Below are 13640 nucleotides of genomic sequence, written 5' to 3'. Positions count from 1 at the left end.
TGGAGTTCGGACATGACCGAAACCACATCTCAGCCGATCCCGTCCCAGTCAAAACGCAACATGTTCCAGCAGCTGGAACTGGACGTACGGCTGTTGGGTATGATCGGTGCCTTTGTCATCCTGTGTATCGGATTCAACATTTTGACGGATGGCCGCTTCCTCAGCCCGCGTAACCTGTTCAACCTGACGATCCAGACAGTGTCGGTCGCGATCATGGCGACGGGAATGGTGTTTGTTATTGTGATGCGCCACATTGATCTGTCTGTTGGCGGAGTACTAGCTGTGAGTTCAGCCGTCATGGCGCTGGTACAAACAAAATTCCTGCCAACATATCTGGGCCTTGGGTTCGACCACCCACTGACCTGGATAATTGCCATCGCAATAGGTCTAAGCATCGGCACATTGATCGGTGCCTTTCAAGGATGGCTGGTCGGGTATCAAAGCGTTCCGGCCTTTATCGTGACACTTGGCGGGTTTCTGGTCTGGAGGAACTACGGCTGGTTGTTCACCTCCGGGCAGACAATTGGGCCGTTGGACAAGAACTTTTTGGTTCTGGGGGGCGTCAGTGGCACCATGGGAGAAGCAATGAGCTGGACCATTGGGGTGGTTGCGGTCGCAATTTCACTTTGGGCAATGGTCTCTTCCCGTCGTGGACGAATTCAACATGGATTTCCGGCGAAACCCGCTTGGGCCGAAGGTATTGTCATGGGCATCGTGACCTGTGCCATTCTGGGTTTTGTCTGGATCCTGAACTCTTATGATATTCCAAGTCGAAAACTGCAGCGCATGTTCGAGGCCAAAGGCGAGGTAATGCCAGAGGGGCTGGAAGTTGGTTATGGTCTGCCAATTTCCGTTTTAATCCTGATTGCTACCGCCATCGTCATGACAGTTGTCGCCCGCCGTACACGACTGGGGCGATACATTTTTGCAACCGGCGGAAACCCGGACGCGGCTGATCTATCGGGCATCAACACTCGTCTGCTGACCGTCAAAGTCTTTGCTATCATGGGGTTTCTCTGCGCCTTATCTGCTGTTGTGGCTTCGGCACGTTTACAAAACCACACCAACGACATCGGAACCCTTGATGAATTGCGTGTGATTGCTGCTGCGGTCATCGGTGGTACAGCCTTGGCTGGCGGTGCCGGGACGATTTATGGCGCCATCCTTGGGGCGCTTGTTATGCAAAGCCTGCAGTCCGGAATGGCGATGGTTGGCGTTGATGCACCGCTACAGAACATTGTTGTTGGATCGGTGCTGGTTTTTGCAGTTTGGCTCGATATTCAGTACCGCAAACGGTTGGGAGCAAAAATATGATGGCTTCAGAAATTAAAACAGCTCAGCAACGGCGTATCGATGGGGATACGCCACTGGTCGAGTTGAAAGACATTTGCGTATCATTTGGCGGCATTCACGCCGTCGACCATGTCAGTGTTGATCTGCATCCGGGCGAAGTTGTGGGCCTGCTGGGTCACAACGGTGCAGGCAAATCGACCCTGATCAAAGTATTGTCCGGCGCCTATCAGATGGACAGCGGCGAAATCCGCATCAATGGCAACAAAGCTGAAATTCACAATCCACGCGACGCGCGCAGTTACAATGTTGAGACCATCTACCAGACGCTTGCACTGGCTGATAATCTGGACGCTGCATCTAACCTGTTCCTGGGACGTGAGTTGATCACGCCGGTTGGTCTTGTCGATGACGCCGCAATGGAAGCAGAGTGCCGCAAGATCATGGGTGGACTGAACCCGAACTTTAGTAAATTCGCAGAGCCTGTTAGCGCCTTGTCAGGTGGTCAGCGTCAGTCAGTCGCCATCGCACGGGCGGTCTATTTCAACGCCAAAATTCTGATCATGGATGAACCGACCGCAGCACTGGGGCCGCAAGAAACTCAGATGGTGGCTGAGCTGATCCAAAAGCTGAAGGCGCAGGGTATTGGGATATTCCTGATTGACCACGATGTTCACGCCGTGATGGAACTTTGCGACAGGGCGAGTGTGATGAAAAACGGCCAGCTTGTTGGAACCGTGAATATTGATGAGGTCACCGATGATGATCTTTTGTCGATGATCATTCTGGGTAAGGTGCCGAACCAAGCCGTTGCATGATCATGTAAACTGATCTCCCTATTTCCCAGTAAGACAGAGGAGTAGTCATAACCCAATTTAGAACGTACCGGGTATAAACGGTTTCCATTCCGATTCCTCTTGTTAGATAAACTACTGTTCTCTAACAAGAGTCGCACTTGAGGGTAGCGCGACCGATCACGTCCAAATTCCCGATAAGGTTTGTTATGTTATATAATTTGAACTGAAACCTTTGTGCTTTGATATCGAACACAGCTTTCTCTATGCGATCGATGTCTTCCTCCTACATTTCAAACCCGTTTTCCCAGGGAGCACCGCCCATCATCCAGCGTTCATGACCGGGCACAACTCACCTGCCTATTGCGGCACAACCAAATGGCAACCCTCGATGCGTATACATTAGAAAGGCTATGTTCTTGTCGATGAACACTTTATCGGAGACTCCGTTGCTTTCGCAGTAGCATAACATCGGTCACCTGCTCTTTGAGAGCATATTGGTTCGGCCAGGTTGAAACAAGGTGCGGAAGATCACAGCGTGGCAACCAACTGACGTAGGGATGCCACGTTCATGCGTCTATATGCATTCTTGCGGTGTGTTATGATCGTTGTTTCTGCAAGGTTCAGTAAATCCGCCGTTTCAGCCGCAGTTCTGCCTTTAATTGCCATAGCTGCGACCTCCCGCTCGCGCGTCGTTAAGTCGGGATAAGTCAATGCCAACCGCGTTTGGATATCTTGCCCCTGCCAGACTGGCCCTTTCATAGAAAATGCGACGTGCCGTTCAGTGGCAGCTAACAGATACCCCAGAACGGCCTTTACATCCGAGTATGAGTGCTCGGGGAAAGGACCTGTTTCTAAGCTCGAATATAGACTTACAGATAGTCCATATGCTGGCGTGCGCCGCACCAATGAAACCCGACCACTTATCCCCGGCAGATCATAACAGTCGCGTCGATAGGTAAATAGCGGAATATTGTCGGCCTCTTGCACGGTCAAAAAATCACCAACCCCACGTGCGCTTTGCAACAATTGGGCGTTTCGGTCCTGTTCAACATGGCGAACATAGCCCTTGGCGGCACGGTCAGCCCGATTTTGCCCCAACCGGCAGGCCGTTCCCATCAAAAGCGGTTTGTCCCGATCCCCAAGACAGAAAACAGAAACAAAATCGGCACCTGCAGTTTCATAGGCAAAACGCATTGTCGTTTGCACAAAGGCGGTGGTGCCGATGCTCCGGGTAAGCTCTGCCGCTAGCGACATCGGCATCACTATTTCAGGCGCTGGCCACTCGAACTTGTGTTCCAAAGTCATGAATGCTTACTCGCGAAGCACGTTACTCCGCAAAAGCCTTTTCGATCACAAACTCCCCAGGCTTAGAGTTCGACCCCTCCTTAAACCCCAGTGCTTCACAGCAATCCTTGAGTGTTTTCAACATCGCCATGGATCCGCAGATCATTACTCGATCGGTCTGGGGCGTCAAAGTACCGCCTGCGAACTCTGCCAACCGCCCATCTTCGATCCAGGTGTTAATCCGCCCCATATGATCAGAGTTTTCGCGCGTAGTGGTCGGTAGGTGGAGTAGCTTGCCATCGGCAAGTTCACCCAAATATTCGTGCGTGAGAACGGACTGCACCAAGTCGCGCCCATAGGCCAGTTCACTCACCTCACGGCAGGTGTGCAGTAGATAAATTTCATCAAACTTTTCATATACTTCTGGATCCCGTATGACGCTGGCAAACGGTGCAACGCCAGTACCGGTGGAAAGCAAGAACAGCCGTTTTCCCGGTAGAAGCGCGTCAAACACCAGTGTTCCCACAGGTTTGGGCCGGATTAGAATATGATCTCCGACGCCTATGTTTTGCAGACGCGACGTCAACGGCCCGTCCGGCACCTTGATCGAATAAAACTCCAGATGTTCCTCCCAATTTGGCGAAGCAATGGAATAGGCCCGCACCAAGGGCTTGCCGTCCACTGGCAGCCCAATCATTGCAAACTCACCCGAGCGGAAACGGAATCCAGCGGGGCGCTCGGTTTTGAAAGCAAAAAGCCGATCACTATAGTGTTTGACGTCACTCACCCGTAACGCGGCAAAGCCTTTGGGAGCTGTGATTTCTCTTGCGATCTGATTCATCTCATGGGTCCTGTTTGTTTCGCGCAGCCCCAAACAAAAACATCGACCTCATTTCAACAATCCTCATCACTGAGGAATGCATCGCAAACCTTCGATGGCGTAAAATTTTCAAAATCGAGGAGAAAACCTATGTCCGATCCACTTTTTCAGGATGTCATACGCAAACGGCGGAGCGTGCGAAAATTCGAACCCGGTCGGTCTGTTGACCGGAAGGTGCTAGAGCGTATCGTTGATTGCGGACGGTGGGCACCTTCGGGCGCCAACGTGCAGTGCTTTGATTTCATCGTCGTTGATGACCCCATACTGCGTGACAAGGTCATGGAGGTGTTTTTACGGCAAGCCCAACGTCTGGTCGACCACGCCAAAGGGTTTCCGGCGGTCAAGAAAACTTATCTTGCAAACACTGTGGCAATTGTCATCGTTCTTGGTGATCCACGCTGGAAAGTCTGTTTCCCGCAGCCAACAACTGAAGGTTGGGAAAAAGAATACCTCGAAAACAACGAAGTCATTTATCAAAACTCAATTGGCGCTGCGATCCAGAATATCCAGTTGGGTGTCGCTGCTGAGAACCTCACCAGCGCCTGGTTGTCTGGCGGCGGCGAGGACATCACCAATAAGGAACTGTCAGATCTGTTAGGCTATCCCGACTGGATGAAAGCCTATGGCACCATTCCAATTGGATATCCGGCCGCGACCCAAAATAGGCGCTATCGCCGCCCTCTGGAACAGGCCCTACACTGGAACGGATTCCAACCCACGCAATATCGCACCCATGAACAAGTGGATTTCTATGAAAGCTCCTTGCGCCCATTTGCGATGTACCGGGACGAGGAAACCATGGAAACTTGGAGCGACCGTCAAGAGAAACTGGGGGACTGGGAAACTGCGTTTACAACAGGCACGCCTAATCCCAATGGCCAGTTAGAAAACAGCGCTGACTTCTCTGCTCCGCGTACCACTGGTCGGGCCACAAAACGACGTCTCAAAGACTAAGGGTGTTTCCCAAGTTGTTTGCCCGAGCACAGGTTGAGCCCGCGTTCTGTTTCGTCTGGTCCTAGAAAACCAGAGGGCGAAAGACTGCTCTTCTCCGAATAGCTGGCTTTCCAGGCTTGCCAATCACAACCCCACAGCGGGGTTCTGTCCGCTGTTTTAATAAGGAAGTAGCATGACTTATGTCGTGACTGAAAATTGTATTGCTTGCAAATACACCGATTGCGTCGAGGTCTGCCCAGTGGATTGCTTCTATGAGGGCGAAAATACACTGGTCATCCATCCGGACGAATGCATTGACTGCGGGGTATGTGAGCCGGAATGCCCTGCTGACGCCATCCGACCAGATACCGAAGCAGACAGTGATGCTTGGGTCGCCTTCAACCGAAAATATGCAGAACTTTGGCCGGTCATGGTCCAGCGCAAAGATCCCGCTCCAGAAGCAGAATCCCACGATGGGAAGTCAGGGAAATTGGCCGCGTTTTTTCCCGAAGATGCAAAAGCATTTTAACCCGTTACTGGGTGCACGCTGCCGGAAATGGAGACTTACTGTTCGGTGGGTATGACTACGATATGCGCCTCTGCCGCATTCCAGCGTGACTGTCGCAGGTCACGGTATTCTTCGGACTCATACCAGGCCATCGCACGTGTCCGGTCGGGAAACTCAACCACCACCATCCGATCATAATCGGCCACGCCTTCCAGAACTTCAATTTGCGGTGTGCGCGCTAGATAATTGCCGCCGTAGGCGGCCACCGTTTCCGGCGCCGCCTCCATATAAGACGCCATGGCTTCGGCATCTTTGATAGATACACGTGAGACAATCAAGACAGGCATTGCAGCTTACTCCTTGCGATTTTGCATGGGTAGGTTGAGGCCGTGTTCGGCCGCACATTCAATTGCACTTTCATAGCCAGCATCGGCATGGCGGATGACACCACTTGCGGGATCGTTCCACAGGGTCCGGGCGATCATCTCATCGGCCTCGTCACTGCCATCGGCCAACAGAGCAATGCCGGAATGCTGGGAATAGCCCATCCCCATGCCACCGCCATGGTGGAAAGACACCCAGGTGGCTCCGTTTGCTGAGTTCAATAATGCGTTCAGGATTGGCCAGTCGGAAATCGCGTCCGAACCATCCTTCATGCCTTCGGTTTCCCGATTGGGACTGGCGACCGAACCGCTATCCATGTGATCGCGGCCAATCACAACAGGCGCACTTAATTCACCGGTGCGCACCATTTCGTTAAAGGCGCGGCCCAACCGGTCACGATCCCCAAGACCAACCCAGCAAATCCGTGAAGGCAATCCCTGAAATTTGATGTGCTCACGCGCCTTATCAAGCCAGCGATGCAGGAACGTATCATCCGGCATCAACTCACGTACTTTGGCGTCGGTCTTGTAGATATCTTCGGGATCACCAGACAGCGCCACCCAGCGGAATGGACCTTTGCCCTGACAAAACAGCGGCCGCACGTAAGCCTCGACAAAACCTGGAAAACCAAAGGCATTCTCAGCACCTGCCTCTTCCGCCATGGCGCGCAGGTTATTGCCATACTCCATGACAACAGAGCCCTTGCCCTGAAAATCCAGCATCAATTTTACATGCTCGGCCATGCTCTTCTTGGCCTCTGCCGACACCAGAGTGGGATCAGCAACCTGATTGGTCTGCCACTGCGTTAGGGTCCAATTGCGTGGCAGATAGCCATAAACCGGGTCATGCGCCGAGGTTTGATCGGTCAAGACATCCGGAACAATGCCCTGGATTTGCATCTCTTCTAGAACATCAATGACATTCCCCAAAAGACCAACAGACAGCGGCATCCCTTTCGCATTTGCGTCAGCGATCATCGTGAGAGCTTCGTCGAGAGAAATGGCCTTTGCGTCGAGATAGCCCGAGCGGATACGGAAATCGATTTTGCTTGGCTGGCACTCAACTACGATGGCATTGAACCCGGCCATAGTCGCCGCCAGAGGCTGTGCCCCGCCCATACCACCAAGACCGCCGGTCACCACCAGACGTCCAGCAGGATCACCATCAAAATGGCGGCGACCAATTTCCGAAAAGGTTTCAAACGTGCCCTGCACAATGCCCTGACTGCCGATGTACAGCCAAGAGCCTGCGGTCATCTGGCCATACATGGTCAGGCCCAGCTTATCCAATTCATTGAACTTTTCCCAAGTCGCCCAACGAGGCACCAAATTTCCGTTAGCAATCAAAACTCTGGGGGCTTTGGAATGCGTTTTGAGCACGCCAACGGGTTTGCCAGATTGCACCAGCAAGGTCTCATCGGTTTCCAGTTCTTTGAGCTGACTAACGATTTCGTCAAAACATTCCCAGTTCCGCGCAGCGCGGCCAATGCCGCCATAAACCACCAGATCTTCGGGGCGCTCTGCTACGTCCGGATCAAGGTTGTTCATTAGCAGCCGCAGTGGTGCTTCGGTCTGCCAGCTTTTTGCGTTCAGCTCGTTGCCGGTTGGCGCGCGAATGACGCGGGTGTTTTTGGTGTCAGTGTTCATATCCATGTCCGTCAAATAACCTTGTTGGCGCGCAACGCGCCTATTTCAGTCTGATCAAGGTCGAGTAACTCACCCAAAACCTCATCTGTGTGTTCGCCAAGAGTGGGCACAAAGGCCTCACCCACATGCGCCGCGCCGTTGAACTTCACCGGCTGCGGGACAAGGGGGACCTTGCCAAATTTCTGGTGTGCGCCTTCTGTCACAAGACCGCGCTCCGCCACGTGATCCGACTGCGTAAGATCCTGCAGTGTCCAAACCGGACCAGCGGGAATTCCAGCGTTCTGAAGTGTCTCAACCAATGCATCCTGCGTTTGGGTTGCCGCCCAATTTGCTATGATTGCGCGCAGAGCATCCTCGTTCGTATTGCGGTTGTCGTTGCTTTTAAAGCGCGCGTCATCAGCAAGATCAGGCTGCCCCATCACCCCGCAAAGCGCGCGGAACGCCCCTTGTGAAAAGCAAACCATAACAATGTCACCGTCTTGAGTGGCGAAGCTGTCGACAGGGTAAGTAACTGGATGCCGGTTGCCGACGGGTTTGGGTGTGTCACCTGCGTAGAGTTGGCGCGATAACCCGGTTAACTGCATCGCCATGATCGAATCCAGCATGGCGACATCCACCGAATGACCCTTACCGCTGCGCTCGCGGTCAAACAGCGCTGAAACGATACCAAAGGCACCAAACATTCCGGTACAAACATCGGCCATCGACTCGCCCACGGCCGTTGCTGGACCACCCTTGGGACCGGTCAGGCTCATCAGGCCTCCCATGGCCTGAATAACAAGGTCAAATGCGGGCCAGTTTTTGAGCGGACTGTCCTGACCAAAGCCTGAGATGCTGGCGTAAATGATGGTTGGGTTCAGCGCGCGCACTGCATCCTCGCCCAATCCTAACCGTTGCATCACACCCGGTCGAAAATTCTCAACTATGACGTCGCACTGCGGAACCAGCGCTTTGACAATATCGCGCCCCTGCTGTTCCTTTATGTTCACCGTTACGCTCTTTTTGCGCCGGTTCAGCATCATGAAATAGGTACTTTCATCTTCCTGGTATGGGCCGAAATGGCGCGCCTCGTCGCCAAAGCCTGGCATTTCGATCTTGATGATTTCGGCCCCTAGATCGGCCAGCATCGAGGTGCAAAACGGCCCCGACATAACCCGGGTCAGGTCCAGCACGCGTATTCCCTTAAGCAGTCCAGAGTTGTTCATAACCATCCTATTCTCCACCGCCGACGGTGAGAACGACTTTACCCACTGTACCGCGGTTCCTGAGATCCTTCAGCGCCTTAGGCAAGTCAGAGAGAGTATAATTGTCGCTCACAACCGGATTGATCTGTCCAGCGTTGAGCAATTTGCCCAGTCTGTCCGTCATATGTGTCACTATCTCTGCGTCCTGATCATGACTCCAAAGCACACCCTGCGCGCGGGCACTTTTGAGCAACAGGTAATTAGATGGCAGTTTGGCAATTTCACCTGAGGCAAATCCGACAATCAACAACGTGCCATAGCGCGCAATGCAACGCAGACTTTGCAACGCAACATCACCACCGACAGGGTCGACAATAATCGTCGCCCCCTTTCCGCCCGTCAGCTCTTTGACCTGATCTTTCCAATTGGGTTCGCCATAATCAACGGTGTGATCCGCACCGTGGTGTTCGGCCAACGCTCGCTTTTCCGCGCTGCCTGCGGTAGCAATCACCTGCGCGCCAGCTGCATGGGCGATTTCCACTGCTGCCAGCCCAACGCCTCCTGCTGCAGCATGAACCAAAACCCTGTCCTGTGGACCGACAGAAACGCAATGATGCAGTGCGACCATGCCGGTCATGTAAGCAACTGGCAGAGCAACGGCCTGCGCAAACCCCATATTGTCCGGGACCGGAATAGCCATGTCCTCTCGGACTTCGACATATTCGGCAAACCCACCCCAAAACACTTTGCTTGCTATGCGGTCTCCAACCTTCCAGCGGCAGTCTTCACCGGTTGTAACAACAACACCGGCCACCTCTTGCCCGGGGACAAACGGCCGGGGTGGGCGCACCTGATAGGTGCCGTCAATCATCAACAAATCCGAAAAATTCAGCGCTGCCGCCTTGACCTGAATGACCACAGTACCGGACTTAGCCTCCGGCACTGACCGAGTGCAGAGTTCCAGGCTTTCAGATCCAGGAACATCCCCCGAGATCCAGCAATTCATATCTTTGGAAACTCCACTCATTCCACTGCCCCAGTGAGCGTTTCAGACACACTCCGTGCTTCGGAAAGCACTTGCTGCGCGATCGTCGTCAATGCCTCGGGGGTTGCGCGATGTACTGGCAGCGCCACCGCAAGACTGCCAATGGCGGTCCCTAAAGGTCCAAAAATCGGCGCAGCGAGTCCAACGGTGCCCTCATAGGTCTCCTCTCTGGACAGCGCGTAGCCGCGTAGACGCGTTTCCTCGATGTCCTGACGCATCTCTTTCTTCGATGTCAGCGTATTGGCGGTAAATCTCTTCAGCTGGTTTTGTAGAAACTCTTCTCTCGTATCCTCATTCAAAAACGCCAGAATCGCCTTGGGCGCAGCGCCGGCATGCAGGGGAAAACTAGAGCCAACCTTTTCAAAAACGCGCAGCCCTTCTTTGCGACTTTCGACCTGATCAATGCAGACTGCGACCATCTTAAACGGGTCAAAAGCACTGAGAACAACCGTCTCATTCACTTTTGCTGATAGCTCTTCCATCGCGGCTTGGCAGTTTGCACGCAAATCGAAACCGGCGTTTGCCCGATTGCCCAACTCAATAGCCGAGAGCCCCAGTGAATACCGCCCTGAATAAGCAATCTGAACCAGATACCCACGGCCAGCGAGGAAGCGGACAAGGCGGTTCACTGTTGATCTGTTGAGGTCCGTCTTTCGGATAATTTCAGCTTGAGACCATGTTGGGCTGCTCGCTTGAAACAGATCGAGAATCTGAAACGCCTTAGCAACCAACGCAACGCCGGCCTGTGATTCCATCTTGACTTCCATTTCGATTGACCCGTTATATGTGCTTGCTGCTCACAATATGAAACACCAAAAAACAGGGGCACGTCAACCGGCTCTTCGCCCTGGGACATCAAATCCTGGAAAAAAGAGCTTAGCCGGCACCTCATGCCGGCATCCTAAGGGAGGATCCGATGAACAATTCATTCAAAACCGCGCTGGTGTCATTCGCGTTTGCCGCCGCTGCGACTACAGCCGTAGCGCAAGACAGCAAATCAATCGCTATTGCGACTATTGTCGAAGTACCGGCACTGACCGAGACCCGTGACGGTATTCTCGCCGCACTTGCAGACCGGGGCTATGTCGAAGGTGAAAACCTGACCGTCGACTACCAAAATGCCAACGGGAACATGCCAACCCAACAGCAGATTGCTAAGAAATTCGTCGGCGATGCACCGGATGTGATCATTCCGATCACCACGCCAACCTCGCAGGCGATGGCAGCAGCAACCAAAGATATTCCAATTGTCTTTGCCACTGTGACAGACCCAATCAAAGCCAGCCTGATTACTCAATACGAAAAGCCCGGTGCAAATGTTACAGGTGTGTCAGACGCTGCACCGATTGCCGCTCAGCTGGACATGTTTGAAGAAATCGTTCCAGGCCTTAGCAAGATCGGTTTCATCTACAACCCCGGCCTGGACAACGCCTTGGCAACGCTCGGTTGGATCAAGGAAGAGGGCGAAAAGCGCGGCATCACCGTGGTCGAATCCCCTGCCCCAACAACCAATGAAGTCATTCTGGCAACCAAAAAGCTAATTGGCGAAGTGGATGCGATCTATGTGCCGAACGACACAACCATCGTGGCCGCACTCGAAGCTATCGTGAAAATTGGCCAAGACGTTGATATGCCGATCTTTACAGGTGAAACCGGTGGGGTAGAGCGTGGTGCATTGGCGTCAGTCGGGCTTGATTACGTTGCGGTTGGACGTGTGGCCGGCGACATGGCTGCCGACATTCTGGAAGGCAAATCAGTCAGCGAGATCGATGCCGTGATTGCTTACAATGTGGTCGACCACTTCAAAGTTGTCGTGAACTTGGGGGCTGCTGAACGCATGGCGGTGAAAATCCCTGAATCCGTAATGTCACGCGCGACCCAAATCATCGAATAATTCCCCAACTTGTGCGTCTTCGGGCGCACATTTTTTCTGCGCCTGAGAGTTCTCAGATCCCGCAGGAGGTTCACTCAAAAGGCAATACATATGTCCCTCTATGAAATTCTGGGAACACTCGAAACCGGGTTCATCTTTGGTATCGTCGCACTCGGCGCTTATCTCACTTTTCAAATTCTCGACTTCCCCGATCTGACAGTCGAAGGCAGCTTCCCCTTAGGCGCAGCCGTGGCAGCAACTTTGATCGTTGCGGCAGGTTGGAACCCCTGGTTGGCAACACTAACCGGCGGGGTTGCTGGCTTTGCTGCCGGTTTCGCCACCGCGATGCTAAATGTACGTTTCAAGATCCTGCACATTTTGGCCGGCATTCTGTTGTCGATCTCACTTTACTCCATCAATCTGCGGATCATGAGCGGACCAAACAAACCTTTGCTCATGGTGGACACTGTGTTCACCTCGTTCGAAGGGCTCGGATTGCCCGGCTATATCATCAACCCCATCTTTCTTGGCATCATGGTGCTGGTTATCAAACTGCTACTGGATGCTTTCCTTGCCACTGGCTGGGGCATTTCCATGCGTGCAGCTGGTGCCAACCCTGCAATGGCAGAGGCCAATGGCGTAAACGTTGGCAACATGAAGCTTTACGGGGTTGGAACAGCTAATGCCCTGACAGCCATCGCAGGCGCACTGTTTGCCCAGATATTTGGCGCGGCGGATGCTTACATGGGCATCGGCGTCATTATCGTTGGCCTGGCCTCGGTTATCGTCGGGATGTCGATCCTGCCTTCACGAACAATCTTTCTGGCGACCCTCGCTTGCCTGTTCGGTGCAGTCCTCTACCGCCTGGCAGTGGCGCTCGCCTTAAACGCTGATTTCCTGGGTTTTCAGGCTTCGGATGTCCAATTGGTGACTGCACTGTTGGTAGCCATTGCACTGATCGCCCAACAAACCGGATCATTCAGAACCATCCTTCGGAAAGGAGGCCGGAAATGATCGAACTTTCCGAAGTCCACGTCACTTTCAACAAAGACACTCCATTGGAAACACGCGCCTTGCGTGGCGTTGATCTCAACGTACCAAAAGGACAGTTCTTGACCATCATCGGCTCAAACGGAGCGGGTAAATCAACCAGCTTGAATGTGATTGCCGGGCACACAAAACTCGAGGTTGGACACGTTAAAATCGACGGTCAGGACGTGACCAACTGGCCCGTCTACAAGCGTTCAAAAATGCTGTCGCGCGTTTTTCAGGATCCAAAAATGGGCACCTGTGAAGACCTGTCCATCCTGGAAAACTTTGCCCTTGCCCATGGCCGAACAAGACCGCGTGGGTTTCGTTATGCTGTTGGCGCCTCGATGCGCGACGAAGCAGCCGAGCAACTTAAAATTTTGGGACTGGGGCTTGAGGATCGTCTGAACGACAAGGTTGGGCTGCTTTCAGGCGGTCAGCGCCAGGCAGTATCGTTGCTGATGGCGGCAACCGGTGACACCAAGGTGCTACTGCTTGATGAACATACTGCAGCACTAGACCCAAAGACGGCTGATTTCGTTTTGGAACTGACCAAGAAAATTGTGGATGATCTGAAACTTACGGCTGTGATGGTGACGCACTCTATGGCCCAAGCACTGCACACCGGAGAACGGACCATTATGTTCCACCGTGGCAAGATCGTCTTTGATGCAGGCGGTGCCGAACGCGACAACATGGAAGTCGCTGACCTGCTGGAATTGTTCAAACGCGAGCAAGGGGAAGAGCTGACTGATGATGCTCTTCTCCTGGGCTAACGGAAGCAAAT

The 13640-nt window shown here is 53.2% G+C and carries 14 protein-coding genes; 7 read left to right on the top strand and 7 right to left on the bottom strand.

The genetic code is table 11. The features are described 5' to 3' along the window. The first annotated feature begins 12 nt into the window (after nt 1-12). Nucleotides 13-1314: a sugar ABC transporter permease gene (locus FEE96_RS13090; protein ID WP_138163543.1), complete on the top strand. Its 1302-nt coding sequence runs from the start codon at nt 13-15 to the stop codon at nt 1312-1314. Beyond that, nucleotides 1314-2108, top strand: coding sequence for an ATP-binding cassette domain-containing protein (locus FEE96_RS13085; RefSeq protein WP_246079449.1), 795 nt, complete (start codon nt 1314-1316; stop codon nt 2106-2108). The genes FEE96_RS13090 and FEE96_RS13085 overlap by 1 nt, the downstream gene beginning before the upstream one ends. A gap of 507 nt (nt 2109-2615) precedes the next feature. On the opposite strand, the gene FEE96_RS13080 is transcribed toward FEE96_RS13085, so the two are convergent. Together FEE96_RS13080 and FEE96_RS13075 are read right to left on the bottom strand one after the other, a co-directional pair. Continuing rightward, complete coding sequence (locus FEE96_RS13080; protein ID WP_138163542.1) at nt 2616-3392, bottom strand: response regulator transcription factor; 777 nt, start codon at nt 3390-3392, stop codon at nt 2616-2618. Nucleotides 3393-3414: 22 nt separating this feature from the next. Then, nucleotides 3415-4212, bottom strand: a complete 798-nt coding sequence (locus FEE96_RS13075; RefSeq protein ID WP_138163541.1) for a ferredoxin--NADP reductase — start codon at nt 4210-4212, stop codon at nt 3415-3417. 129 nt (nt 4213-4341) lie between these two features. Here FEE96_RS13075 and FEE96_RS13070 point away from each other — a divergent pair, with 129 nt between their 5' ends. Next, entirely contained in the window at nt 4342-5205 is an 864-nt protein-coding gene (locus FEE96_RS13070) for a nitroreductase family protein (protein ID WP_171021701.1), read from the top strand. Between the two features lie 172 nt (nt 5206-5377). Beyond that, nucleotides 5378-5713, top strand: a complete 336-nt coding sequence (gene fdxA / locus FEE96_RS13065; protein ID WP_138163539.1) for a ferredoxin FdxA — start codon at nt 5378-5380, stop codon at nt 5711-5713. A gap of 35 nt (nt 5714-5748) precedes the next feature. Here the strand turns inward: fdxA and FEE96_RS13060 are convergent, their stop codons facing one another. From FEE96_RS13060 to FEE96_RS13040, 5 genes are read right to left on the bottom strand one after another with little or no spacing between them, the layout of a single operon-like run. After that, entirely contained in the window at nt 5749-6039 is a 291-nt protein-coding gene (locus tag FEE96_RS13060) for a DUF1330 domain-containing protein (protein ID WP_138163538.1), read from the bottom strand. A gap of 6 nt (nt 6040-6045) precedes the next feature. Beyond that, nucleotides 6046-7722 carry a urocanate hydratase gene (gene hutU, locus FEE96_RS13055; protein WP_138163537.1) on the bottom strand — a complete coding sequence of 559 codons (1677 nt, stop codon included), beginning with the start codon at nt 7720-7722 and terminating at the stop codon, nt 6046-6048. A gap of 11 nt (nt 7723-7733) precedes the next feature. Next, nucleotides 7734-8933, bottom strand: coding sequence for a CaiB/BaiF CoA transferase family protein (locus FEE96_RS13050; RefSeq protein WP_138163536.1), 1200 nt, complete (start codon nt 8931-8933; stop codon nt 7734-7736). A 1-nt stretch (nt 8934) separates the two neighbouring features. After that, the gene (locus tag FEE96_RS13045; RefSeq protein ID WP_138163535.1) at nt 8935-9933 is read right to left on the bottom strand and encodes an NADPH:quinone oxidoreductase family protein; all 999 of its coding nucleotides are present in this window, start codon (nt 9931-9933) and stop codon (nt 8935-8937) included. After that, nucleotides 9930-10706, bottom strand: a complete 777-nt coding sequence (locus FEE96_RS13040) for an IclR family transcriptional regulator (protein WP_171021700.1) — start codon at nt 10704-10706, stop codon at nt 9930-9932. Before FEE96_RS13040 ends, FEE96_RS13045 begins: the two co-directional genes overlap by 4 nt. Before the next feature lie 161 nt (nt 10707-10867). On the opposite strand from FEE96_RS13040, the gene FEE96_RS13035 reads away from it, so the two are divergent. The 3 genes from FEE96_RS13035 (at nt 10868) to FEE96_RS13025 (ending at nt 13629) form a co-directional block, all read left to right on the top strand. After that, complete coding sequence (locus FEE96_RS13035) at nt 10868-11845, top strand: ABC transporter substrate-binding protein (protein WP_138163533.1); 978 nt, start codon at nt 10868-10870, stop codon at nt 11843-11845. Nucleotides 11846-11935: 90 nt separating this feature from the next. Continuing rightward, nucleotides 11936-12838: an ABC transporter permease gene (locus FEE96_RS13030; RefSeq protein WP_138163532.1), complete on the top strand. Its 903-nt coding sequence runs from the start codon at nt 11936-11938 to the stop codon at nt 12836-12838. Beyond that, entirely contained in the window at nt 12835-13629 is a 795-nt protein-coding gene (locus FEE96_RS13025) for an ABC transporter ATP-binding protein (protein ID WP_138163531.1), read from the top strand. The genes FEE96_RS13030 and FEE96_RS13025 overlap by 4 nt, the downstream gene beginning before the upstream one ends. Nucleotides 13630-13640: the final 11 nt, after the last annotated feature.

This window comes from Parasedimentitalea maritima (genome assembly GCF_005771405.1).
GTDB classification, from domain to species: domain Bacteria; phylum Pseudomonadota; class Alphaproteobacteria; order Rhodobacterales; family Rhodobacteraceae; genus Parasedimentitalea; species Parasedimentitalea maritima.
The sequence above is the reverse complement of the archived record's forward strand: the minus strand, read 5'-3'. Positions and strand labels throughout refer to the sequence as shown.

What these genes read in the sequence shown, in the direction of transcription:
- FEE96_RS13090 (WP_138163543.1), top strand. Translation starts at nt 13, where the DNA reads ATGACCGAAACCACATCTCAGCCGATCCCGTCCCAGTCAAAACGCAAC.
- FEE96_RS13085 (WP_246079449.1), top strand. Translation starts at nt 1,314, where the DNA reads ATGGCTTCAGAAATTAAAACAGCTCAGCAACGGCGTATCGATGGGGAT.
- FEE96_RS13080 (WP_138163542.1), bottom strand. Translation starts at nt 3,392, where the DNA reads ATGACTTTGGAACACAAGTTCGAGTGGCCAGCGCCTGAAATAGTGATG.
- FEE96_RS13075 (WP_138163541.1), bottom strand. Translation starts at nt 4,212, where the DNA reads ATGAATCAGATCGCAAGAGAAATCACAGCTCCCAAAGGCTTTGCCGCG.
- FEE96_RS13070 (WP_171021701.1), top strand. Translation starts at nt 4,342, where the DNA reads ATGTCCGATCCACTTTTTCAGGATGTCATACGCAAACGGCGGAGCGTG.
- fdxA (WP_138163539.1), top strand. Translation starts at nt 5,378, where the DNA reads ATGACTTATGTCGTGACTGAAAATTGTATTGCTTGCAAATACACCGAT.
- FEE96_RS13060 (WP_138163538.1), bottom strand. Translation starts at nt 6,039, where the DNA reads ATGCCTGTCTTGATTGTCTCACGTGTATCTATCAAAGATGCCGAAGCC.
- hutU (WP_138163537.1), bottom strand. Translation starts at nt 7,722, where the DNA reads ATGAACACTGACACCAAAAACACCCGCGTCATTCGCGCGCCAACCGGC.
- FEE96_RS13050 (WP_138163536.1), bottom strand. Translation starts at nt 8,933, where the DNA reads ATGGTTATGAACAACTCTGGACTGCTTAAGGGAATACGCGTGCTGGAC.
- FEE96_RS13045 (WP_138163535.1), bottom strand. Translation starts at nt 9,933, where the DNA reads ATGAGTGGAGTTTCCAAAGATATGAATTGCTGGATCTCGGGGGATGTT.
- FEE96_RS13040 (WP_171021700.1), bottom strand. Translation starts at nt 10,706, where the DNA reads ATGGAATCACAGGCCGGCGTTGCGTTGGTTGCTAAGGCGTTTCAGATT.
- FEE96_RS13035 (WP_138163533.1), top strand. Translation starts at nt 10,868, where the DNA reads ATGAACAATTCATTCAAAACCGCGCTGGTGTCATTCGCGTTTGCCGCC.
- FEE96_RS13030 (WP_138163532.1), top strand. Translation starts at nt 11,936, where the DNA reads ATGTCCCTCTATGAAATTCTGGGAACACTCGAAACCGGGTTCATCTTT.
- FEE96_RS13025 (WP_138163531.1), top strand. Translation starts at nt 12,835, where the DNA reads ATGATCGAACTTTCCGAAGTCCACGTCACTTTCAACAAAGACACTCCA.